The organism is Limnobacter parvus, assembly GCF_024623725.1.
GTDB lineage: Bacteria > Pseudomonadota > Gammaproteobacteria > Burkholderiales > Burkholderiaceae_B > Limnobacter > Limnobacter parvus.
Genome location: NZ_JANKHG010000027.1, coordinates 187,233 through 210,238, shown reverse-complemented (window position 1 = coordinate 210,238; position 23,006 = coordinate 187,233). Strand labels below are relative to the sequence as shown.

General features: G+C 51.3%; 17 protein-coding genes. 7 read left to right on the top strand and 10 right to left on the bottom strand.

From position 1 onward, the window contains the following. Genes NSP04_RS14640 through bcsD form a run of 8 tightly spaced genes read right to left on the bottom strand, consistent with a single transcriptional unit; the run spans window position 1 to window position 11,782 of the window. Window positions 1-561: a GGDEF domain-containing protein gene (locus tag NSP04_RS14640; protein WP_257513094.1), complete on the bottom strand. Its 561-nt coding sequence runs from the start codon at window positions 559-561 to the stop codon at window positions 1-3. 8 nt (window positions 562-569) lie between these two features. Continuing rightward, window positions 570-4,568: a cellulose biosynthesis protein BcsC gene (locus NSP04_RS14635; RefSeq protein WP_257513093.1), complete on the bottom strand. Its 3,999-nt coding sequence runs from the start codon at window positions 4,566-4,568 to the stop codon at window positions 570-572. Beyond that, window positions 4,562-5,692, bottom strand: coding sequence for a cellulose synthase complex periplasmic endoglucanase BcsZ (gene bcsZ, locus NSP04_RS14630; protein ID WP_257513092.1), 1,131 nt, complete (start codon window positions 5,690-5,692; stop codon window positions 4,562-4,564). The genes NSP04_RS14635 and bcsZ overlap by 7 nt, the downstream gene beginning before the upstream one ends. Next, on the bottom strand, window positions 5,689-7,926 hold the full coding sequence (bcsB, locus tag NSP04_RS14625) for a cellulose biosynthesis cyclic di-GMP-binding regulatory protein BcsB (protein ID WP_257513091.1): 2,238 nt from the start codon (window positions 7,924-7,926) through the stop codon (window positions 5,689-5,691). Before bcsB ends, bcsZ begins: the two co-directional genes overlap by 4 nt. After that, window positions 7,910-10,132, bottom strand: coding sequence for a UDP-forming cellulose synthase catalytic subunit (gene bcsA / locus NSP04_RS14620; RefSeq protein ID WP_257513090.1), 2,223 nt, complete (start codon window positions 10,130-10,132; stop codon window positions 7,910-7,912). The genes bcsB and bcsA overlap by 17 nt, the downstream gene beginning before the upstream one ends. An 8-nt stretch (window positions 10,133-10,140) precedes the next feature. Next, entirely contained in the window at window positions 10,141-10,887 is a 747-nt protein-coding gene (bcsQ, locus tag NSP04_RS14615) for a cellulose biosynthesis protein BcsQ (RefSeq protein WP_257513089.1), read from the bottom strand. Beyond that, window positions 10,884-11,306, bottom strand: a complete 423-nt coding sequence (locus NSP04_RS14610) for a hypothetical protein (RefSeq protein WP_257513088.1) — start codon at window positions 11,304-11,306, stop codon at window positions 10,884-10,886. Before NSP04_RS14610 ends, bcsQ begins: the two co-directional genes overlap by 4 nt. Window positions 11,307-11,332: 26 nt before the next feature. After that, window positions 11,333-11,782 (bottom strand): cellulose biosynthesis protein BcsD, encoded by a 450-nt coding sequence (gene bcsD / locus NSP04_RS14605; RefSeq protein WP_257513087.1) that lies wholly within the window; start codon window positions 11,780-11,782, stop codon window positions 11,333-11,335. A 464-nt stretch (window positions 11,783-12,246) separates the two neighbouring features. Here bcsD and NSP04_RS14600 point away from each other — a divergent pair, with 464 nt between their 5' ends. The 4 genes from NSP04_RS14600 to NSP04_RS14585 all read left to right on the top strand — a co-directional run bounded on the left by NSP04_RS14600 (window position 12,247) and on the right by NSP04_RS14585 (window position 16,277). Then, window positions 12,247-12,660 carry a hypothetical protein gene (locus tag NSP04_RS14600; protein WP_257513086.1) on the top strand — a complete coding sequence of 138 codons (414 nt, stop codon included), beginning with the start codon at window positions 12,247-12,249 and terminating at the stop codon, window positions 12,658-12,660. Then, entirely contained in the window at window positions 12,657-13,826 is a 1,170-nt protein-coding gene (locus tag NSP04_RS14595) for a hydroxymethylglutaryl-CoA reductase (protein WP_257513085.1), read from the top strand. The genes NSP04_RS14600 and NSP04_RS14595 overlap by 4 nt, the downstream gene beginning before the upstream one ends. Window positions 13,827-13,952: 126 nt before the next feature. Next, the gene (locus NSP04_RS14590) at window positions 13,953-15,098 is read left to right on the top strand and encodes a ferredoxin reductase (protein ID WP_257513084.1); all 1,146 of its coding nucleotides are present in this window, start codon (window positions 13,953-13,955) and stop codon (window positions 15,096-15,098) included. A gap of 24 nt (window positions 15,099-15,122) precedes the next feature. After that, entirely contained in the window at window positions 15,123-16,277 is a 1,155-nt protein-coding gene (locus NSP04_RS14585) for a fatty acid desaturase family protein (RefSeq protein WP_257513083.1), read from the top strand. A gap of 4 nt (window positions 16,278-16,281) precedes the next feature. Here the strand turns inward: NSP04_RS14585 and NSP04_RS14580 are convergent, their stop codons facing one another. Continuing rightward, entirely contained in the window at window positions 16,282-16,884 is a 603-nt protein-coding gene (locus NSP04_RS14580; protein ID WP_257513082.1) for a LysE family translocator, read from the bottom strand. 155 nt (window positions 16,885-17,039) lie between these two features. Here NSP04_RS14580 and NSP04_RS14575 point away from each other — a divergent pair, with 155 nt between their 5' ends. Together NSP04_RS14575 and NSP04_RS14570 are read left to right on the top strand one after the other, a co-directional pair. After that, window positions 17,040-18,221 (top strand): YbfB/YjiJ family MFS transporter, encoded by a 1,182-nt coding sequence (locus tag NSP04_RS14575; RefSeq protein WP_257513081.1) that lies wholly within the window; start codon window positions 17,040-17,042, stop codon window positions 18,219-18,221. 3 nt (window positions 18,222-18,224) lie between these two features. Beyond that, complete coding sequence (locus NSP04_RS14570; protein WP_257513080.1) at window positions 18,225-19,655, top strand: aminotransferase-like domain-containing protein; 1,431 nt, start codon at window positions 18,225-18,227, stop codon at window positions 19,653-19,655. Here NSP04_RS14570 and NSP04_RS14565 read toward each other — a convergent pair. Then, window positions 19,641-21,200 (bottom strand): carbon-nitrogen hydrolase family protein, encoded by a 1,560-nt coding sequence (locus NSP04_RS14565; protein ID WP_257513079.1) that lies wholly within the window; start codon window positions 21,198-21,200, stop codon window positions 19,641-19,643. The two genes, NSP04_RS14570 and NSP04_RS14565, sit on opposite strands and share 15 nt — an antisense overlap. A gap of 321 nt (window positions 21,201-21,521) precedes the next feature. Here NSP04_RS14565 and NSP04_RS14560 point away from each other — a divergent pair, with 321 nt between their 5' ends. Continuing rightward, complete coding sequence (locus NSP04_RS14560) at window positions 21,522-23,000, top strand: SulP family inorganic anion transporter (protein WP_257513078.1); 1,479 nt, start codon at window positions 21,522-21,524, stop codon at window positions 22,998-23,000. The last annotated feature ends 6 nt before the right edge of the window (window positions 23,001-23,006 follow it).

Here is a 23,006-nt window from a genome sequence, read left to right as displayed (position 1 = left end):
TCAAAAATCCAGTCTGTCAAAAATACGTTGAGAATCGATGTCCAGTTTTTTATTCAACACTTGCCTGGACAAATCATTAATTTGTTTGAGTAAATCGCCTTTCCTATCCAACATCGCATGCGCCCAAGTAAATTGCTGACTACGATCCAATGACTCATTCAAACGTTCAAGACGATCGACCGTTACGCCGGAGGAAGTTCGCAGGAACAGCACAAATTCATCACCGCCGTATCGAGCAACCCACTCATTGGGTTCACAAAATTCACGCAAGCGCTGGCCCAGTGTTCGCAAGGCCTTATCGCCTGCCAAATGCCCACCCTCTGAATTCAAGGCCTTCAAGCCATTCATGTCCACAAATACAACTTGGATTTCAGTTTGGTCTGTTTTCTGTGCCGAAAGATTTGAAAAAGAAAACAGCAATCCTCTGCGACTGAGCACACCTGTTAATTCGTCCGTCAGCAACAAGCTTTCCAGACGCCCACGTTCACTGCGCAGCATGACTACCCAAATCGCAAGCACCGACAGCATTAAAAGCAAACCGCTGATCAGGAACCATTCCATTGCTGCAATTAATACATGAAAGGATTGGGTACCTGCGGCGGCGCAGCAACCCCGGTTTCTTCTTGATCCAGGTAAACGCGCAAATACATGCCCACCTTGAACTGCTGGAAATCCGATGCATTGTCCAGGCCGATCAAACCACCCAGCACGACTTTTTGAGACAGTGCATATTCCACAGTACCCGCCAGATTGTAGGCAAAGCCGTTCTCGGATCTACCGCCGTAGTTTGGCCCAAGCACGCCAGCTGACAAGCCCAGCAAACCGATTTGATCAAACGCAGACTGTGCCTGAGCTTGCAGCAATGCACTTGTCGGAAAATAGACGTTGCCATCTTCCTTGAATGTTTGAAACCCGAAGGAACCGCTTAGGCCGTAGCTGAGCTTGGATTTTTTAACCCAATACTCCATGGGCACGGTGATGCTGACATATCGTTGAGGACTGAAGTAACCGCCATGGCCAAACGTGAAGTAACTCAGGTTGTCCGAAAAACCAAAGGTGTTTAAACCCAATCCCACCGTGAGGCGTTCGTCTTCCTCATTGATGGCTTTGTAATAGGTTCCCATTCCGAATTCGGTTTTTTCGTTGTCAGCAACATTTTGTCCGTCGTATTGATAGAGACCCAAATAGCCGTACAAACCAAAACCGTCTACCTCGCGAGTCAGGCCAACACGTCCGCCAGTGGCGCTGACCGCCCCCCACTCAAGGCCTGCGCGATCATCCTTGGCACCAACATAGGACAATATGCTGTCAGTGACGGGTCGTCTGGAAGCTTGAAAGGTTGCGGTAAAATCCGGGCCAACAGGCACAGAAAAACTTAGGCCAATTGAAGCATCTGTTTTGTCGATGTTGCTGGGCCGAGTTGCAACATCAAATCTCAACACATCCGATGCGTATGCTGCGCCCAATTGAGCCCCCGCATATTCTTGAGAACCAATGCCGGATTGCCCCAAGCCCAAGTTGTTCAGACTTGCAGCAGGGCCAGCACCAAATCGACTGGTCGTCGAAAAATCATTGGAAACATCACCAGACGACAACACGACTGGAGTCACTGACACAGTCCCGGTTCCGCCCAGAATGCTTCGTTGATATTGAACAGGCACGGCAACTTCCGTTAACTGACTTAAGCCAGACTCACCTTGCTTGGAACGCACGAATATTCCTCCGGTTCCAAGTGAAGTTTTTGGCTTTACCAAAGTACGCAATTCATTCTGAAGCACAGAAATACGATCGTTCGGCCCGGATGTGACTGGTGGTGGTGGCACGTAATCACCCGGTGACGTGAACACTGGTACCGGGGAAACTGCAGGCAAACTTGGCTGCGATGACGGGCGTGGCGAAATACTTGGTACAGAAGGTGGCGTGACGGGCTGCCCGCTCAACGCTTGTGAGGGAGAACCCTGTCTGAATGGATTGCCTGGAATTCGACCTTGTCTGATCTGGTCCGAGGCAAACCCTGCGCCGCGGATTGCGGGTTTAATCTGACTTTGATCTGGATTAATGGCAGAGCTGGTGCCGGTAAGCTTGACCTCGGCTGCCAACGCAGCTTCAAAATAACTTTGTGCTCTGCCCGTGTCACCAGAAGCGCGATAAAAACGGCCGATTTCAGCCAAGGCAATTGGATCTGTAGGCCTTGCTCGCTCCAGCGAGCTAGCCAAATCACGCCCAATCCGGAATTCCTGAGCGGCAGCAGCAGCACCCAAGGCACTTCCAAGCAAATCAACATCAGATGGTTTACCGCTCAAGGCCGATTGATACAGTCGCAGGGCTTCATCGTGCTTGTTGTCAGAAGAATAGAGACGCGCCAGCGCAGCCAACAAGTCTGGATCGTTGGGACTTTGAGCCAAGGACGGCGAAATTGCGTCATAGGCACCTGCAAGATCCCCGTTGTTGCGCAACGCGTCCGATTGTTTAAGTGCAATGGCACGGGTCAACTCTGCCAGGGAACGGGATTGATCCGCGCTGAGTGCGCTGTTTTGCAATCGGCGAATCAATGACTGCAACTCTGCCGTCTGATTGTTCTTGAGCAGCACATAACCGTATTGAATGCTTTCCGCAGAACTTAGTTCGCTTAAGCTTCTCGTGCTTCGGTACTGCTGCATCAAGCGCATTGAATTTGCAGTGTCGCCCCCTTCGGCATACTCCGAAGCAAGCTGAAGCAACAGATCTGGCTGCTGAGTTGCCTCTTGTTCAAGAGAAGACAACAAACGGCGAGCATCTTCTTTGCGCCCTAGTCGGTTCAATGTGGATGCCTGGTCAAGCACTGAACGAAATTCCGTGCGTTGAGTCAGGGCTCTTTGCTCTTTGGTTAATTCATCTTTGGGAATTCGAGCCAAAACCGCGGCGGCAGCTGTGTTGTTGCCAACTTCAGAAAAATAAACCGCGGCAGCATACAAAGATTCTTCGGGTACATTGTCTGCCGTCGTCAGTGGCTCAATCAGGGCATTGGCTTCATCAACGCGACCTTGTGCGTTGTACAAACGTGCAAGTTCAACCCTGGCCCATGGATAAGACGGATTAAACGCCACTGTGTCTTCGAAGTACTGCCGCGCCGCACTTTCATTACCCTGCCGCAACTCCCGCTTAGCGCTTTCGTAAGCAATCGCGGCGCGCAGCGTGTCGAGCCCCCCCGCTCCAGCGACAGCAGATTCAGGCATGCTGTCGATCAATCGCTGAGCTTCATCCGCGCGACCTGAAGCTGACAAGGTCAAAACCAGGCCAACCCTTGCGTCGGTGTTGTTTGGATTTTTTTGCAGCAGGCCCCTGTACAGCCTTTCTGCGGTTTGAAAATCTTGTTCTTCATAGGCCAGTTTTGCCAGCCCGGTGTCTGCCTGTTCGGTACCACCTGGCAACTTTCGAATTTCGCCAAAGGTCTTCTTGGCCTCGCCAAGGCGACCTTGGTTAACCTGAGTGTTCGCCTGCACCATCAAGTTTCCTATCCGGGCTGAACTCAAAGCCTCATTCCATCGGCCACTTCGATCGCCCCTTGCAGCACGCCCCAAAAATCCCTCTGCGTCTTTAAAGCGTTCTTGCCGCAAACGAATGATGCCCAAACCACCCAAGGCATCCCGGTTGTTGGGCTCGATCGAAAGCAATTGCTGGAAGTCGCGTTCTGCGAGCGCAAGATTGTTGTTTTCAACCGCTTGAAAACCCGATGTGACCAATCGGCCAGCAATGGCTTCCCTTTCTGCGCCGACATCGCGAACCACAGGAGGCGCGATTGAATTGCGCATGTCATCCAGTTTTTTCTGGACATTGGCATCGTTCGGATTGCGTTCCAAATAGGCCGTGTAGAGGCCAGAGTCACTCGGACGACTTTCCAGCCAGATCAAGGCCTGTCGCCATGCTTGAAGTGCCTGCTGCCCCACCGATTGAGAGCCGGTCAATGCTGAAAGAATTTGAATGGACTGCCGTCGACTTGCCTCGCGATACGACAAATGTTGGGCGTAGGCCAAGGCGTAGCGGTCATCGTTGGGCGAAGCTTTGCTCAAACTTTCCAGCTCACGGCGGGCTTCGTCCCATCCAGTTCTGGTTGCCCCCAGCGTTTGGTAATACTCCAAGGCAACAAGCCCGGTCGGGCGCTGGCCTGCGAAATACTCTTTGTACAATTTGACGGCTTCATCATACTGGCGGCTTCGAGCCAAGGCTCTCGCAGACTCTAATGATGAGCCACTGTCCGCACGGCCAGCGTCAAGCGCACGCTCCAGCTGAGCAATCTGGCTTCTTGACGCTGAGCTGGTCTTTAATTGCGCCAAATAATTGCGCGCTGAATCAATTCGACCTTTGTTCAATTCAGCCAGGCCCATTCCGAGCAAGGCGTCAGCATTTTTTGGCTCCAGCCTTAAAAGCTTGCTCCAGGCGTCGGCAGATTTGTCATAATCGCCCCGCGATTGCCAAAACTTGCCTTGCTCGGTTAGTGCGTTGCTTACCGCATCTTGCGCAACCACCACACCGGGCGAAGTTGCTGCAAGGATTAAAACAGCGAGTATTTTTCTTGTCGTGTTCAACATACTTTGTTCCAGGAAACTTGCAAAGCACCGTTTTTATCAAACCGGTAGCGGCCATCCATCCAACCTTTGGCGTACAACAAAAGCACCCAATCGTAATACGCGAGTGGGGTGTAACTTTGTGACTTGATTTCACTCTGCTTCGCCCGAATCGCAGTCAACAGTCGAGTTAATTTAAGTTCTACCGCGAGGGGCTCGAGTGCATAGAAAAATCCGGGTGCGGCAGTTCCATCCCAAATACCAGTGCTGGTATCCACCCGCTCCAACGGTTCGCCCAGCCGATTTGCCAATTGCATGTAGGCAAATACGCTCTGCATTAACCGGCCACGGTTGTTGTCTTGTTTCGATGTGATGGCTACCCACAGATAGGTACGAATGGCATCGTAGCTGCCGGTTTTGCCTTTCTCCAAGTCAGGCAAAATGCCATCAGCTGTCACAGTAATCCAGTCAGGTACATACCCGTTGGGAGACGCATTCACCACCAGCTTTGCCGACAAATCTGCCTGATTGCGCCAAAACTCGTCATTGCCCAATTCCCCCAACCTGTTCATCAAGAAGGCAGGCAGATAACTTGGATTCATCCTGTAAACATCTGGCGACGGATTAAAGCCCTGCGACCCAGGCAACACCATTGGTCCATAGCCTGGTAATGCCGCGCTTTCCTGGTCCTTGATCAGTCTCATCAAAGCCAAGCCTTTCTCCTTGTATTCCGGAATGTCCCAGAGCCGAGCAGCTTCCAGCAAACTGTAGGCAATCCACAAATCAGAATCCGATGCAGAATTGGGATCGAGCATTCCGAACTGATTGCCACGTAACCTGCCCCACTTCCACGCAGGCAGACTTTGCGACAAACCGCCCAATGCCAAATTCTGTTCAGTCCACTCCAAAAGTTGCTTGAAACGCACACGGTCGTTGTTGACCAAGGCGAAGAACATTGCGTACGACTGGCCTTCGGAGGTTGTGATTTGCTCGGGTGTGTTGAAATCAACCACCCTGCCACCTTGCAAATGTTTGGACTCAAACAGCTTCAGTTCAGTCCATGGACCAATGCATTTCGCGGCATGCAAAGTCCCAGATTCGGTAAATAGAAGCATGCCCATCAGTGCAATGAAAAACCCACGCGTCATGAACGTTTTTCCAGGCGCTGAGCTGCCTTCCGCTTGAGAACCCGATTAAACACAAAAGCGAACAGGAATGCTGCACCCAAAAGGAAAAGAATGTTCAACAGGACATTGGAAGACAGGTGGTAACGAATCCAGGTAAGCAGGGGCAATGAACCCACGCTGTATGTTTTTTCGTCAAGCACTGAACCAACCGAGCCGACTTTAGAGAAGACCACACTGCCGCGAATCATCTGGACATCTTCAGGTGAAAGCATGGCATCAATAATTTGGGCCACACCTTGATCTGACCCCAACAGCGCAACAATTGATCGGTCACTGCTCAAAGGCGACTCGAAACCCATCATCAAGCCCGCCGGCTCACTTCCCCGCAAAGTCAAGCTGGTGACCGGTGCCACACTTTCATCCCGAATCGCCGGAATCCATTGATCAATGATTGATCGAAAACCACCCCCTGTTTTCACATTCCATGTTTGATCATTGAGTGTGACCGGCATGCTCTCGGCCCACTCTTGCAAAATCGGATCGGATTCAAGATTGCCAAGCAACAACAGGTCTTTGTCTTGAACTGTTTTCAAATCATTGGGACGCAGCAAAGTGAACCCATGCGCAGGCAAGCCAGTTAAATCACCAATACGACCCAACAATACAAACAGATTGGACAAAGCGGTGGAATCCACTTGGGCAGGAATTACGATTGCTGTTTCAGACAAATCTGCCATTCGCGTGAAGGGATAGCCTGCGTTGGCAAACGAGGCCAGATCGGGCATGTGCATGTATTTTGGAAAACCAGAGATATCTACATACGATTCCTGATCAACAGCCGCCTGGATATTTGAAAGGGGAACATCGGCGCATTGGTCTTTTTGAGGTTGTTCAAAGTGAAAGTACAGCTGAAGCTGACCATTCGGAGAAAATGCCTCCCGAGGGATTTTCACACTGGCTTGATTGGTCGACAGGGGCTTGCCCAACAGGTCGCGCAACCAACGTTCTGCCCGCCAAATTTCCTGCTCGGATTGCAGTGGAATTGCTCGAATAAATTTCTCGCTGAAGCTTACGTTCAAAGTGGATTTGTCGTTCTCAGAGCGCAAGGTGTAGCGATGTTTGATGTGGAGTGGAATTCCATCCGCCTGCCAAAAAAACAGGTCCGGTGGCATGGTCATCGGAACGCGAATTAAATCAGGATACTGGCCAGAAACCTGTAACGTTGACGGTGTTACCAAATCACCCAACTTAGTCGGGCGTGTGCTGCTGACCCAGCGAGGTGCGTCATACGGCACCCTGGGATTCAATTTCACTTCATCTTCTATTGTCAAAGTAGTGCCGTTTAATGACTGCGTACCCAACACCAATGCCTTCACAGCAGTCTTCAGATCCTTCTCGTCCCGACCGGAAATGACCAAGACTTTCTTGCTGCTGTTACCCGGATGAACCGCCATCGTCAAACGTGGTGCATTCATGGCGGGCACATTCAAACCGGGCACGCTTTGACCCGGAAGCATCAAGACAATTGTGTTGTAATCGATTGGCAAATTACCAATCGTAACTGGAAAGGAATACCCACGATAACTTGCCAGACCACCTAGCCAGGAAGCAACAGTACCTGCGGCCTCAATGGTCGCATTGTTGGGTGCTCCCGCGAAAACAATTGGAGTCACCATGGGCAGGCGATCGCGCTCATCAAAAAATGGTGCTGGCAATAAACTTAAATCGTCATTGAGGGGCAAGGACGACGTGGTCAGTCGCAGCATGCTGCCATTGCTGACGTTCAGCCACAAAGAACTGTGTGCGGGGTCTTCACAGCCCAAAGTGTAGTGCCCAATTAGTTCCAGACTCAGCCTGTTGAACTGGGCCAACAAACGAACGGGTATTTCCACATTCCGTTGGTTGGTCTTGCCTGCATTGTCTTTGCGCAAAGGCACCGACTCAACCACTTCGCCATTCACGATAATATTGAAATGAGACAAGTCATCGAGCATTGACGGAGAGAAGTTATACATCAGGTCCACGCTGGCACTGATGACCACCTCGTCGGCCCTTACGCTGAAGGGCACAGCTATTTGCCCGTTCACCCCACGAATATTGAGCGCCTGCTGAAAACCGAGCTGCCGAAACGTGGCCTCGTAGTCATTGGCGAAAACAGGTTGCTGGGCAGCACTGGCTAACAAAAAAAACAAGGCAAGGCGAGAGCACACCTTCGCCATTCCAGACCAGGAAAAACTTTCAAGAAATTTCAGCATTTTTTTCTTTGACTTTCAAAATAGAAGACACCCGGAACTTGATATTGGCCCACAACCACCCGGGCAGTTTCCGTAACAAGTAAATATTTCCAAACGCACCGATTTGAACGATGTTCCAGAGAGATGACAGAGAGAGCTTGCGACTCGCCACTGCCCATGAATCCACCCACACATCGGCTCGGGCGAAAGTCGCATTGACCAGGTTTTTTTCCTGTTCAATGCTGAGTTGATGAAATTGAAGACCCAAACGGTTGCCACTGACACTGGCCACACGCACCGGCAATACAAACTTGCGATTGTTTAATGGCATGACCACAAAAAGTGACTGTTCTTTTTGCAGCCGCCCTTGATGCTCCACCTCCAAGCCCAAGCCACCCATGGAGAAATCCAGAACCTTGGCGGAGTACGCCCGCTCATCGGGGGTCTGAACGCTGACATTGATGTCGAGCTGTCCGCGCGGATGTTCGCGCCTTTGAATGGATTCCCGTGCCACCAACACGCTGGCCCCAAGCAGCAACACGTTGTAACCTGTCCACGCCATGTTGATGATCGCGGTCAGAAATTCATCACCTTGCTCGTTAAACAGGCGCCAAACCCCAAAGATGAAGCCGAAAAGGTTAAGCAGCAAAATCAGGATATAAGGGCCAGAAATCTTTAAGTCGAAATATGACTTCTCGATCAAGCCACCCTTTGCGGTCACGTTGAAGCCACCTGCTTTCGGGTTAATCAGTGCATACAGCGTGGGGCGAAGGATGTACCAAGCCAGCACCGTCTCATATACCTCATTCCAGAAAGAATGCCGGTAATTGCCTTGAATATGCGAGTTGGCGGTGTTGGCCAAAATCAGGAATGGAATCGCATAGGTTGCTATTTCAATCGCAGCAGCATGTATCACATGCGCGCCGAACACCAAATATGCAATTGGCGCGGTTAAGAAAATGATTCGGGGAAGACCGTAAAAGAAATGCATCATCGCGTTGAGATAGCAAACTCTTTGTCCAAAACTCAACCCCTTGCCCAGCAAAGGATTGTCGGTCCGAAAAATTTGAGCCATACCACGTGCCCAGCGAATGCGCTGACCGACGTGTCCAGAGAGGCTTTCCGTGGCCAGGCCAGCCGCTTGAGGCACTGCAAGGTACGCCGTGTCGTAACCCTTGCGATGAAGCTTCAAGGCGGTGTGCGCGTCTTCGGTCACGGTTTCCACGGCGATTCCGCCCACTTCAAGAAGCTGTGTACGGCGAATCACTGCACATGAGCCGCAAAAAAACGATGCGTTCCAGAAATCGTTGCCGTCCTGTATCAAACCGTAAAACAGCTCGCCTTCGTTAGGCACCTTCTTAAACGTCTTAAGATTTTTTTCAAAAGGGTCTGGCGAGAAAAAATGGTGAGGTGTCTGGATCATCGCCAATTTGGGATAGCCAGAGAACCAACCCATCACCACCTGCAAAAAACTTCGAGTCGGAATGTGGTCGCAATCAAAAATGGCTACAAACTCGCCTTGGGTAACTTTAAGCGCCGCATTGATATTGCCCGCTTTCGCATGCTTGTTGTCAGGTCGGGTCAAATGAACAACGCCCACCGCTTCGCAGTACTCACGAAAGTCTTCTCGCCTTCCGTCATCCAGCACATACACTTTGATTTTTTCAGCGGGCCAATCAATGGCCATAGCCGCAAGAATGGTGGGCTTCACCACATCGAGCGGTTCGTTGTACGAAGGAATGAAAATATCGACAGTCGGCCAGTCCCTGTTGTCAGCTGACAACGGTTGTGGTCGTCGATTCAGGGGCCAGATGGTTTGGATGTAACCAAAAATCAGGATGACAAACGCATAAATTTCTGCCACCAACAAACCGAAACCAAACGCATAGTCAATCGGGTTGCCCTCGTTGAAGGTTTCAGTAATCCGCCAATACAAGTAGCGCGATGACAACACGATCGACAGGAAAATCAGGATCATGCGGGTAACCGGAGAGCTAATTCGCCGAATCATCAATGCAAATAAAACGACGATTAGTGAAAAAACCATCTGGCTGCCCAGATCCATCTCCAGGCTTGTATAAAACACGAAAACTGACGCGATCAATACCAGCGCCAAAGAAAGCAGTCTTTTGTCGTCAATCAGACTGGAGTTGTCGCTGGCCGAAACAAGGGAATCGAATGCTGCGGCTGTTCTGGCACGCAACTTCGCCAGCATTGAATGGTTCATTGATGGTCCTACTTCTCGAGCAACTGACGAGCAAGCAATTTCAGATCTGTGGAGGCCTGCGACTTGGGGTCATACTCAAACACAGTTTTACGAAAGGCCAGTGCTTCACTGACTGCCAAATCCTGATGGACCACCGTCATGAACTCGCGCGGGAAGTCGGAGCGCATCAGCAGCAACACATCTTCGGAAAGCTCCTTCAAGGGATTGATCTGGTTGACCAGCAACTTTAAATCGGGTGAAAAACGCGCGCCTTGAGAATACCGGCCAAACAAACCCAACATGCGCGGAAAGGTCGCGAAGGAAGCAGCATCCGCTAACACTACAGCAAGCACCCGGTCAGCGAAATGAACCGCCTGGCGGAAATAAAGCGAGGGGCCTGGCGGTGTATCTATAAGCACAATTGTGTCGCTCGGGATGCCAATCCGATCAATGAACTTTTCCAGAATCGAATCATTCTGAGACAACATGAACTCGAACTGAAGGCGCGCATCTTCATTCACATCACCATAGGGCACCAACCATGCACCACAAGCAGCTTCGTATTTTGGCAATGCGTGCCCTTGTTGAGTCAGGTAAGCGGCAAGCCCCCCACCTTCTGCCGCTGAAAGCCCCAGGTGAAATCGGACAGCGTTTTGAGGATCAAGATCGAGGACGAGAACATTCATGCCCTGCGCACGCAACGCAACAGCCAAGTTGGACGTCATGGTTGTTTTACCAACACCGCCCTTGATGGAAGCAATAACAAAGGTTCTCAAGTTTTTTTGCCACTGTTCAATTGCGTGCCATCAAACAGGGTTTTCGGCTTCGCCGCTGGATCTGATTCTTTGGCGGGCGTTAGTCTTTGAGACTTTCCAATTGACTTGAAGATTTCGCGAACAGACTCCTGCACAGGCGCCTTTCTGGACACGAATGCACGAACTGGAAGACGGCTTTCCTGTTCAGCACCTTGAGGACGAGCAACCTCCGACATTGGCAATGCGGGAGCCGGTTCGGCTTTGGCAGTAATGTTCTCAATACTTGTGGAAATGTTTGAAGGTTTTCTGAGCTTTTCCGCAGTGCTAACGTCGTCAAGCAGCGGCCATTTTTGTCGGACGTCATCCAGTACTTTGGATCCAAAATCCTGATAATCAGACTTTGTACCCAAGCGCTTAAATAGGTTCTCTACGTCCTTCATATTGCCCTCAACACGTTTTTGCAAACTTAAATAAAGCTGACTTCAGCCAAAAGTCCAGTGTCGTCCTCTGAAATGACACTGACTTCGGTGTCTTCATGCATACCAAGATTCGTGAACCACTGGTAATACATTCCACCCAAAAGTACACCGGCCAATTCCAATTTCTCCGGCCCCATACAGACCAGGAAGGGACACCCGAGATGACGCACATAAATCTCGTTGCCTTTCTGGATAATTTCGGAATAGCCCCAACCGTGGCGATCGAACACCAGGTTCATCTCGGCTTGTAACTCATCGAGAGATAAATCTTCAGGTAACGGATTTTGTTTGGCCAGGTTTAAGCCGGTGGTAAAAAGTAATTTCTGCACTTCGTTTTCTTCGAGCAAATCAACACTGGCGTCAACAAGACTGACAAATAGACTGGTCCAGCCTTTGGGATGCAACTGAGTAATTAATGTATTAAGTCCAGGGTTCATGGCGAATGCAATTTGCGGGAATGACCCGATTACTCAGTACACCCGGCATTGGATGCGCTGTTAAAATTTTTAATCCACAACCAGTGACTGAAAACCGAACTCACCTGAAAATCTTCCGAGTGAATGCGCATGCACTGGTAATCAACGATTGTAAATTAAAGTTACTTTGAAGTCACGGTGACAGCAGTCACCTAATTTGTGAAAACGGTCAAAAAATTTATTTAACACTCACCCTAAATACGTATTTTTACCTTTATTTTACATATTTATATGAATAAAATCAGAAAAATTTGAATTCGTAAAGGTACATTGACTAAAACAGAAAATTAAGTAATTCACTCTATAAGTCGGGTAACAGACACTTGCTTTGTGTCTCATAGTTGTATTGCCGACAGTATCGTGTAACTTTTCCGAAAACCTCAAGACGTGGATTACCGGCTCAAAGTTACTAACAGGAGACAGACATGGGAATGGCACAAAAAGGCAGTAATGCGCTTAACAAGCTAAAATCAGTCGCACAAAAGCGGGCATCAAGCTTGCCGGCTGGTAATTTGATTAATGCCGTGGTGGAACAGGTTAATCAGTTTGAAAGTGGCATTAAACAAACTGTGGATGGCATGCAGGACAAAGTCAAAGGGCTTCAGGCCAACCTGCTGAAAATGTACCAAGCCAACAAGGAATTGGAACAGGAAAACCGGGAGCTTACCAAAACAATGGTAGTACTTGAAAAAGAAAATGCCCACCTGAATATGAAGCTGGACCGCACCCAAATGGAACTTGATGTAATGAAGGCCAAGCTGGAAAATATTGGCAAGCTGGTCAGCGGTTACGAGGAATCGATTGCCGCAGTGAGCCGTAAAACCAGGGCCAGGAAATGACCCGTACACCCATTCCACGCTTTGACGACAACTATACCGAGGAAGCGGCCAAGGCGCGCCGCGACTTCCTTGTGCAACAAACAGGCACAAGCCTTGACCACACCAGCAACTATTCCCTGCCCCCGGAAAGCCTGAAAAGCAACACCGAAAATTTCATTGGCGTGGTTCAAATGCCAGTGGGTGTTGCCGGCCCGGTCTTGATCAATGGTGAACACGCGCAAGGCTGGTTTTATGTGCCCATGGCCACCACGGAAGGCACACTCGTGGCCAGTTACAGCCGCGGCATGCGCATGGTCAGTGAATCAGGTGGTGTGAAAGTAACCGTGGCCGAAGAATTCATGCAGCGTGCGCCGCTGTTTGAATTCGATGACGCCCGTGCGGCCAAGCGATTTCTACAATGGCTTGACGCGAACCTGAACACAGTCAAAACCGAAGCCGAGAAAACCACAGGCTTTGGAAAGCTTGAACACATTCAAACCTGGCAAGTGGCGCGCATGGTCTACACACGCTTTAACTACACCACAGGCGACGCAGCCGGGCAAAACATGTGCGGCAAGGCAACGCACGCCGCCTGCCAATGGATTTTGAAGAACAGCCCTGAAGCGATCAGCTATTTTGCATTAAGCGGTGCAATCGAAACCGACAAAAAACATTCCCACATGAACCTGCTTCACAGCCGGGGAAAACGGGTGATTGCAGAAGCGACCATTCAGCGCGAGGTGTTGCAACGCCTTGCGCGCACCACCCCGGAAACCATTTTCAAGCAACGCCAACGCAGTGCCATTGGCGCACAACTGGCCGGTAGCGCCTACAGCGGCCCCCACTCGGCCAACGGCATCGCAGCCTTGTTCATCGCCACCGGGCAAGATGAAGCCAATGTGGTGGAAAGCCACACCGGCATGGTCTTTATGGACATTACAAAGGAAGGAGATTTGTATTTTTCAGTCACATTGCCTTCTGTTATATGCGCTACCAAGGGCGGCGGAACTGGCCTGGCCACCCAGGCAGAATGCTTGAAGATGCTGGGCTGTGACGGCACAGGCAAAGCACGCAAACTGGCTGAAATCGTGGGCGCTACGGTGCTGGCAGGCGATTTGTCGCTGCTGTCAGCCATTCTTGCAGATGAATGGGTTTCATCGCACGACGCCTATGGAAGAAACCGCTAAAAACAAACCAGTCAACACCCAACCCATGGGGCTGTAAGTAAAACACTGACTGCTGGTGCAGTGCGGAATGACTTCAAATCTGTTTGGGTGCACACTCGTTTCACAAGACAAAAACGAGGAGACAGAATGCAGGCTCAAGCAGGACCCCCGAAGTCGAACAGCTCATTGTTTCAACGTGTCACAGGCTTGGTAACGAAAGTTTCTGACGCCTTCGCATTTCCCCTCCGTACCTCTCACTACATTGAGCTCGTCAACCCGTTGTGGAGCACCCATGCGCTACAAGCACGGGTGGAAGCCGTGTGGGATGAAACTTCTGATTCACGCACCATTACACTTCGCCCCGGCTTGAACTGGCGAAGCCACCGCCCCGGCCAGCATCTGCGAATCGGCGTGCCGATCGGCGGGCAACATTTCACACGCACCTACTCCATCAGCTCTGCCCCGGAACGCAATGATGGCTGCTTCACCATCACGGTGAAAGCGATCGACAATGGCCGCATGTCGCACCACCTGGTGCGCAAATTGAAAGTGGGCGACCACATACCGATTGGCGTGCCGCAGGGCGACTTTTATCTGCCCGACGCGCAACCCGTGTTGCCACTCTTCATTACCGCTGGCAGCGGCATTACGCCAATTATGAGCATGCTGCGCAGCCTGGTGATGCAAGAACGAATGCCAAACACCGTGCACATTCACTATGCCCCACACACCTACGATGTAATTTTTGGGCGAGAACTGAAGGAAATAGCCGATACACAAAAACTGTACAAACTGAACCTTGTGCACACCCGCGAACCAGGGCAAAAACTTGAAGAACTTACCGGCAAACGCCCTCACTTTTCCAGGGAGCAACTGGAACAGCTTTGCCCCGACTGGCAAAAACGCGATGTGTACGCCTGCGGCCCGCAAAGTATGCTCGATTCCATCGAGCAACTGTACGAGGCAGAAGGGCTTAGCCGCCAAGTGCACACGGAGCGATTCCGCGCGCAACTTGCGGGTGTACCTACCGAAGTAAAAACCGGCGTGGTGAAATTCACCACCAGCAATGTCAGCGCCAATTCTGATGGTGAAACCAATTTGTTGCGCCTGGCTGAAGACAGTGGCCTGAACCCGGAACACGGCTGCCGCATGGGTATTTGCCATGGCTGTGACGTAAAACTGGCCAGTGGATGCGTGCGCGATTTGCGCACCAATGCGCTGATTAATGAAACCGGACAAGTGATTCAAATTTGCGTGTGTGCCGCCGTGGGCGACGCAGAAATTGAAGTGTAAGCAAGAAAGAAGCAGGAGACAAACATGGGCATGCCAACACATCTGAGCGCCAGCGACATTGAAGAATTCGGTCGAGAAATGGACGCCATACGCAATGAAATCGCAGATTCACTGGGCAGTAGAGACCGCGCCTATATTTTGTCGGTCATCAAATGGCAGCGAACGCTGATGCTTAGCGGGCGAATTGTAATTTTCCTCAGTTTTTTCCTCTTGCCCATGAGCGACTGGACCTTCACGGGTTGGCCACAATTCTGGGTGGTGTTGTTGCTGGGTGCGGGCATGCTGGGTGTTGCCAAGCTCATTGAAAACATGGAATTGGGCCACAACATCATGCATGCCCAGTTCGACTGGATGCGCGACCCCAACATTCAATCCAACACCTGGGAGTGGGACAACGTGTGCCCTTCTGACCAGTGGAAACACAGCCACAACGTGGTGCACCACACCTGGACCAATGTGCACGGCAAAGACCCCGACATTGGCTACGGCGTATTGCGCGTTACCGACGAACAACGCTGGCACGCCAAGTACCTGTTCAACCCGGTGATCAACTTTGTGCTGATGATGATGTTTCAATGGGGCGTTGCCTTGCACGATCTGGAAGCTGACAAATTGCTGGCGGGCAAGAAAAGCTGGCGCGAAGTGATCCCCATGCTTAAACGAATCGGCTGGAAGGTACGCCACCAGTTGTTGAAAGACTATGTGTGCTGGCCGTTGCTGGGCGCTGCTGTCACTGTGCCGTTTACCGTGTTTTTCGGCTTCGACATTGTGAACATTGCACTGGCGGCCTTGGGCTTCACCATGGTGGCCAACCTGATCGCCAATGGCATTCGCAACATTTGGTCGAATGTGATTATTTTCTGCGGCCACTTCCCGGCAGGTGTGCACCACTTCACCAAAGAAGAAGTGGAAGGTGAAACCCGCGCGGCCTGGTATGTGCGCCAGTTGCTGGGCAGTTGCAACATCACCGGTGGCAAGCTGTTCCATATTTTGTCGGGCAACCTGAGCCACCAGATCGAACACCACCTGTTCCCGGACATTCCCGCCAACCGTTATGCGGAAATGTCACCAAGGGTACAGGCGCTGGCAGCGCGTTATGGATTGCCTTACAACAAGGGCAGCTTCACGCGCCAGTTTGGTACCACCACCTGGAACATCTGGCGTTTGTCTTTGCCCTAAAACGCTACATGGCTTGCAGGGTGCTGTACGCAAAAAACAGCACCAGGCTGGCCGCCATGGTTCCGTTGAACCACTTCAGCCGCAGCGGGCTGTTAATGAAGGCCCGCAAGCGCGCACCCAGCAACAACCACAAGCCTACACAGAACATTCCCACACTGGCCATGACCACGGCCACCAGCGACACATCCAACAAAGGCGTGTTTGAACTGGCCGGAAACAGAGCCACCGCCGCTGTGGCCATGAACCAGGCTTTTGGGTTTACCCATTGAAACATCACCGCATGGAAAAAACTCAGTGGCTTTGCACCTGGCCTCAATGCATCGGCTGAAGGTGAAAAGCTTGCAATGCGCCAAGCCAAATACACCATCATCAACAGGCTGAACACCAGCAAGGCCGTGTGAAACCAGGGCAAGCTTTCAAACACCGCATTCAAGCCCAGGCCCATGGCCAGCAGCATCAACGGGAAACCCACGATAATGCCGAAGAAATGTGGCAGGCTTTTTCGTACACCGAAGTTCATGCTGCTTGTCATGATCATCAGGTTGTTGGGACCAGGCGTGATGATGCTTAGAAATGCAAACAAGGCGACTGCTTGAAAGTGCTGCATGGCGAACTCCTTTCGTGGAGTAAAAATGGAACACTCACTTTAAGAAGTTTTGCATTTTCAGTACAGATTCAGGATAATTAAATAATATGCAGTACAGATTATTTACTATCGAATCTGTACTGCTTTTGAACACTGATTTCTGTGCGGGTACTCCCATGAAACTGGAACGTTGGCAGGTCATTGCTGCAGGCATCTGCTCCCTCATTCTGACTGTGGGCCTGGCCCGCTTTTCCTACACGCCCCTGCTGCCCATCATGCGCGAACAAGCAGGGCTAAGCGCTTTTGATGGCGGCTGGTTGGCCACGGTGAACTACATCGGCTACATCAGTGGCGCATTGCTGGCTTCAACGCTAAGCAATCTGAATTTCAAATACCTGCTTTATCGCTTCGGGCTTGTTGTCGCTGTGCTCAGCACCATTGGTATGGGCTTGACCACGGATGTGAACCTGTGGGTGTTCCTGCGTTTTATCTCGGGTGTTTCCAGCACGGCAGGCATGTTGATCGCATCGGGATTGATCATGAACTGGCTTGCTCGCCAGAACCTGAAAACAGAACTGGGCTTACACTTTGCGGGGGCCGGCATGGGGCTGGTGTTGTCTGGCCTTGCGGTGATGGCGATGGTTGATTACCTGAGCTGGGACCAACAATGGTGGGTGCTTGGCATGGTCGGTGTAATTTTCTTTGTGCCCGCCTGGCTGTGGATGCCCAAGCCCGCCAAAGCCGGTAGCGACGAGGCCAAGGTGGCCGATGTTGCACCACCGAGCACCAAGTGGATGCGGCTGATGCTGGGCGCGTACTTCTGTGCGGGCTTTGGCTATGTAATCAGTGCAACCTTCATTGTGGCCATTGCCGAAACACTGCCTGAACTTCAAGGCAAAGGCCCCTGGGTTTGGGTGGTGGTGGGTTTGGCTGCAATTCCGTCATCCTTCTTTTGGGACCGCGTGGCACGCATTACTGGCGTCTTCGAAGCGCTGGTGCTGGCCTACATCTTGCAAATCATTTCAATCGCAATGGCAGGTTTTATTGATGGCTACTGGGCCAATATGGTGAGTGCCGTGCTGTTTGGCGGCACCTTTGCAGGCATAGTGAATTTAACGCTCAGCATTGCTGGCCGGCAGTTTCCAGCCAACCCCAGCAAGGCCATGGCCCGCATGACTCTAAGCTATGGTGTGTCGCAAATAGCTGCACCGGCACTGGCTGGTCTAATTGCAGAACGCACAGGCACCTACCGGGGTTCGCTTTACCTGGCTGCCCTGTTAATGGTGGCGGGTGTGTTCATGGTGTGGGAATTGAAAAAGCAGACTGACCGCGACAATTTGGCCAAGGCGGGGGTTTAAAGCATGGACAACAACGCCAGAAAATATGAAACCCTGGCCCTGAACCTGCAGGCCTTGATCGAAAACAATCATTTTTCGGAAGGCTACAAATTACCCTCGATCCGGAAGTTGTCTGAACAATGGCACTATTCCATCGACACTGTACAAAAAGCACTGAATTTGCTGGAAGACCGGGGTTATGTGCAGCCAGTGGCGAAATCTGGCTACTACGTGCAGGCCCGAACTGCATCGATTGCGAGCACCTGCACCCAGGCACCCGACTCGATTGTGCTTGAGCCGCCGATTAATCTGGAAGTGGCAGATCAAATTTCCATCTTGCTGAAAAGCTCAACACGCGAAGGGGTTGCACCACTGGGCGTGGCTTTCCCCGCCCATGAGCTGCTGCCCATTGCCACCCTGCGCAGAAGTTACGCCACGGTAAATCGCACCCGGCCCGACTTGCTTACCATGGGTAGCCATGTGGAGCCCAATCAACCCGAGCTGGTGCAGCAACTTCAACAACGATTCGAGTTGATGGGCATGAAGTTAAAACGCGATGAATTGGTAATTACTGATGGTTGCACAGAGGCCCTTAGCCTGGCCTTGCAAACCGTGGCAAAACACAACGACATTGTGGCCGTTGAGTCGCCTGGCTATTACCTGCTGCTGCAAATGATTGAATCACTGGGCCTGCGCGCACTGGAAATACCCAGCAGCCCTGAAACCGGCATGTCGCTTGAGGCACTGGAAATTGCGGTGAGGCAAAACCGCATTGCTGCCTGCATTGTGTGTCCCACCGCCAGCAACCCGATGGGTTCAGTTATGCCCGATGCGAACCGGAAAAAACTTCTGGAGTTGGCAGAAAAGTACGACTTTCCTATTGTGGAAGACAACGTGTACGCCGACCTGTATTTCGAGCGGTTTCGACCCCGCCCTTTAAAAGCCTACAAGCAAAGTGATCGTGTGTTGATGTGTGGGTCATTCTCGAAATCACTCAGCCCGTCACTTCGAATCGGTTATGTGGCAGGCGGCAAATACGCCACACAGGTGCTGTCTAAAAAACGGATACTGAGTGGATCAACCAACCCGATTACCCAAGTGGCTGTGGCCCATTACCTAGAGAAAGGATCGTTCGAGCGACACTTGCGTACACTGAGGCAACAGTTCGAAACGCAGGTGCGTGCCATGGGGAATTTGGTGTTGAAACATTTTCCGCAGGGAACTCGCATCTCGGAACCGAAAGGAGGGTTTGTGTTGTGGATCGAACTGCCGGGCGACATCGATACTGCCGCCCTGTTCAACAAAGCGATTGCCCGCAAAGTGGCTTTTATGCCGGGCACAGTGTTCTCTGCCAGCGGCCTGTACAAAAACTGTATACGCATAAATTGTGGCCACCCGGTGACAGACGACACCGCGGTGGCCTTGGCAAAACTCGGTCAGTTATTCGTCGCCTAACCAAACCACTTTGTACAGGTCGCGTCGGCGATCCAGGAAGTTGCGCACCGAACCTTCGTTTTTCAAGTTCTGAAGCTTGTCCAGATCCACATCCACAATCAGGGTCATCTCGGTGTTGGGTGTGGTTTCGGCCATGATCGCATCGTGCGGAAACGCGAAGTCGGAAGGTGAAAATACAGCAGTCTGGCCATACTGAATGTCCACATTGTCAACCTTGGGCAAATTGCCGAAGCTGCCTGAAATGGCTACGTAGCACTCATTTTCAACGGCGCGGGCCTGAGCACACAGGCGCACACGCAAGTATCCGTTTTTCGTATCGGTCCAGTAAGGCACCAACAAAATCTGCATGTCTTTGTCAGCCAGCAAACGTGACAACTCGGGAAACTCTGAGTCGTAACAAATCAAAATTCCAATCTTGCCAAAGTCGGTGTCGAACACGCTTAGCTTGTTGCCGCCTTCCATCATCCACTCGCGCTTTTCGTGCGGTGTAGGGTGAATCTTGTATTGCGCTTCCACTGTGCCATCTCGACGGCACAAGTAAGCCACGTTGTACAACACACCGTCTTCCATCGACGGCATGGAGCCTGCCACCACGTTGATGTTGTAGCTCACAGCCATGCGGCTCATTTCATCGCGAATTTGATCGGTGTAGGTGGCCAGGTGGCGAATCGCTTCCAGCGAATTGCCGTTACCTGCCAAGCCCATCAAGGGTGCGTTGAAAAACTCGGGAAACAGGGCCACATCGCAGCGGTAATCAGAAAGCGCATTGATGAAGTACTCCGCCTGCTTCACCACGTCATCCACGTTGTGAAATTCACGCATTTGCCACTGCACACAACCAATTCGCGCAGTGGTTTTGGGTGCGCCAAACAGCATGGGCTTTTCAGGTTCAAAATACAGATTGAACCATTCAAGCAGCGTTGCATAACCTTGCGATTCCTTGTCTTCCGGCAGGTAGCCTTTCAGCACCTGCTTTACTTCAAAGTCGTTGCTCAACTGGAAGGTAAGAATCGGATCAAAAATATCTTTGCGCTTTACCGCGGCAATGTACTGCTGCGGCGACATTTCTTGCATGTGCGCTTTGTAGCCAGGAATACGGCCACCCGCCATAATGGCGCGCAGGTTCAAATTCTGGCACAGCTCCTTGCGGGCTTCGTACAAGCGGCGACCCAAGCGCATGTTGCGGTATTCAGGATCGGCAAACACATCAATGCCGTACAACACATCGCCCTTGGGGTCGTGTGTGGTGGCGTAAATGTTGCCGGTGATTTCCATGTAGGTGTGCTTGTCACCGAATTTGTCGTAATCAACCACCACCGCGAAGGCTGCTGCAATCACTTTGCCATCGTCTTCGATGCAAATTTGCCCTTCGGGAAATGTTTTAAGAATTGAACGAAATTTTGCCTCAGGCAACGCGCCACCGGCGCTGTGGTAAACCGCTTCCATAATGCGCTTGATGTCAGCGTAATCTGTCACCCGCAAATTGCGCAGCGTGAGCTTGTGTTCTGTGTGTTCATATTCGGGATTTTCGATTTCTATCGACATGCTTGTCACTCCAATTGTTTACTCTATGAACCCTCGTATTAGAACACATTCGGATAATTGATGAATTCGCGGTCAATTCTAAGCAGCAAACGTGGTTTGACCTGCTTGTTGCAGCGCGCTATAATTTAGGGCTACCTTGATCAACAAAATCAATCAGACCCTTGTAATCACCTGTCCCACCCCCTTCGTGTTGTTACAGCCCAGTGTGTCCTGCCCGCTGGCGCAAATTCCATTTAATTCGCTGCCTTAGTAATTTTTCCTCAAGCTACCCATCAGTCTTGGCGGAAAAGTGTTGGCCGCATTCATTCACAGAAACAAAAAATGATCCGAACTATTCAAACGGACTGGTTTTCGAACGTCCGAAATGACCTGTTGGCTGGCCTCGTTGTTGCGCTGGCGCTTATTCCTGAAGCAATTGCTTTTTCAATTATTGCCGGCGTTGACCCCAAAGTGGGTTTGTACGCCTCGTTTTGTATCGCAACCGTGATCGCTTTCACCGGTGGGCGGCCTGGCATGATTTCCGCAGCCACTGGCGCCATGGCCTTGGTCATGGTGATGCTGGTCAAAGACCATGGTTTGCAATACCTGCTGGTGGCTACCCTGCTGACAGGCGTGCTTCAGATTATTGCAGGTGTGTTGCAACTGGGTAAGTTGATGCGTTTTGTGTCCAGATCGGTCATCACCGGTTTTGTAAACGCCTTGGCCATTCTTATTTTCATGGCACAGTTGCCCGAACTGATCAACGTAACCTGGCATGTGTACGCCATGGTGGCTGCTGGCCTGGGCATTATTTACCTGTTGCCGTATATCACCAAAGCCATTCCTTCCCCGCTGGTCGCGATTGTTGTGCTTACTCTGTTCAGCATATTCATCGGGCTGGAAATTCGCACCGTGGGCGACATGGGCGAGTTGCCCGATTCACTGCCCGTGTTTTTGATTCCCGATGTGCCATGGACCTGGGAAACATTGCAAATTGTTTTCCCGGTCTCACTGACTTTGGCAGTGGTCGGTCTGCTTGAATCGATGATGACCGCGCAAATTGTGGACGACCTTACCGACACACCCAGCAACAAAAACCGCGAATGCATTGGCCAGGGTGTGGCCAACATTGCCTCGGGTTTCATTGGTGGCATGGCGGGCTGCGCCATGATTGGGCAGTCTGTGATCAATGTGAAGTCGGGTGGCCGCGGTCGATTGTCCACCCTGTGCGCAGGTGTTTTTCTACTAATCATGATTGTGTTTGTCGGCGACTACGTGGCCATGATTCCAATGGCCGCATTGGTTGCGGTCATGATCATGGTGTCGATCGGAACGTTTAACTGGGCTTCCATTCGCAACCTGCGTGAACATCCAAAAAGTTCCAGTGTGGTCATGCTGACCACAGTCGCGGTTACTGTGGGCACACACGATTTGGCACAAGGGGTGTTGGTGGGTGTGCTGTTGTCAGGCTTCTTCTTCGCCAACAAGGTGGGCCGAATTCTGCGTGTGCAATCCAGCACGCAAGATGAAGGCCGCAACCGCACCTATGTTATTTCTGGCCAGGTGTTTTTCGCATCGGCTGAAAACTTCATCAACTCGTTTGACTACAAAGAAGTGATTGATGAAGTCACCATCGATGTAAGCCGTGCGCACTTTTGGGACATTACAGCCGTTAGCGCGCTGGACAAAGTCATCATCAAATTCAAACGCGAAGGCACCGAAGTTGAAGTAATCGGCATGAATGAAGCAAGCCGCACCCTGGTCGACAAGTTCGCCATTCACGACAAAGACGATGCGCTTGAACGCATGGCCCAACACTAAGGAGCA

Coding starts and splice junctions, on each gene's coding strand:
- NSP04_RS14640 (WP_257513094.1), bottom strand. CDS start 561: ATGGAATGGTTCCTGATCAGCGGTTTGCTTTTAATGCTGTCGGTGCTT.
- NSP04_RS14635 (WP_257513093.1), bottom strand. CDS start 4,568: ATGTTGAACACGACAAGAAAAATACTCGCTGTTTTAATCCTTGCAGCA.
- bcsZ (WP_257513092.1), bottom strand. CDS start 5,692: ATGACGCGTGGGTTTTTCATTGCACTGATGGGCATGCTTCTATTTACC.
- bcsB (WP_257513091.1), bottom strand. CDS start 7,926: ATGCTGAAATTTCTTGAAAGTTTTTCCTGGTCTGGAATGGCGAAGGTG.
- bcsA (WP_257513090.1), bottom strand. CDS start 10,132: ATGAACCATTCAATGCTGGCGAAGTTGCGTGCCAGAACAGCCGCAGCA.
- NSP04_RS14610 (WP_257513088.1), bottom strand. CDS start 11,306: ATGAAGGACGTAGAGAACCTATTTAAGCGCTTGGGTACAAAGTCTGAT.
- bcsD (WP_257513087.1), bottom strand. CDS start 11,782: ATGAACCCTGGACTTAATACATTAATTACTCAGTTGCATCCCAAAGGC.
- NSP04_RS14600 (WP_257513086.1), top strand. CDS start 12,247: ATGGGAATGGCACAAAAAGGCAGTAATGCGCTTAACAAGCTAAAATCA.
- NSP04_RS14595 (WP_257513085.1), top strand. CDS start 12,657: ATGACCCGTACACCCATTCCACGCTTTGACGACAACTATACCGAGGAA.
- NSP04_RS14590 (WP_257513084.1), top strand. CDS start 13,953: ATGCAGGCTCAAGCAGGACCCCCGAAGTCGAACAGCTCATTGTTTCAA.
- NSP04_RS14585 (WP_257513083.1), top strand. CDS start 15,123: ATGGGCATGCCAACACATCTGAGCGCCAGCGACATTGAAGAATTCGGT.
- NSP04_RS14580 (WP_257513082.1), bottom strand. CDS start 16,884: ATGCAGCACTTTCAAGCAGTCGCCTTGTTTGCATTTCTAAGCATCATC.
- NSP04_RS14575 (WP_257513081.1), top strand. CDS start 17,040: ATGAAACTGGAACGTTGGCAGGTCATTGCTGCAGGCATCTGCTCCCTC.
- NSP04_RS14570 (WP_257513080.1), top strand. CDS start 18,225: ATGGACAACAACGCCAGAAAATATGAAACCCTGGCCCTGAACCTGCAG.
- NSP04_RS14565 (WP_257513079.1), bottom strand. CDS start 21,200: ATGTCGATAGAAATCGAAAATCCCGAATATGAACACACAGAACACAAG.
- NSP04_RS14560 (WP_257513078.1), top strand. CDS start 21,522: ATGATCCGAACTATTCAAACGGACTGGTTTTCGAACGTCCGAAATGAC.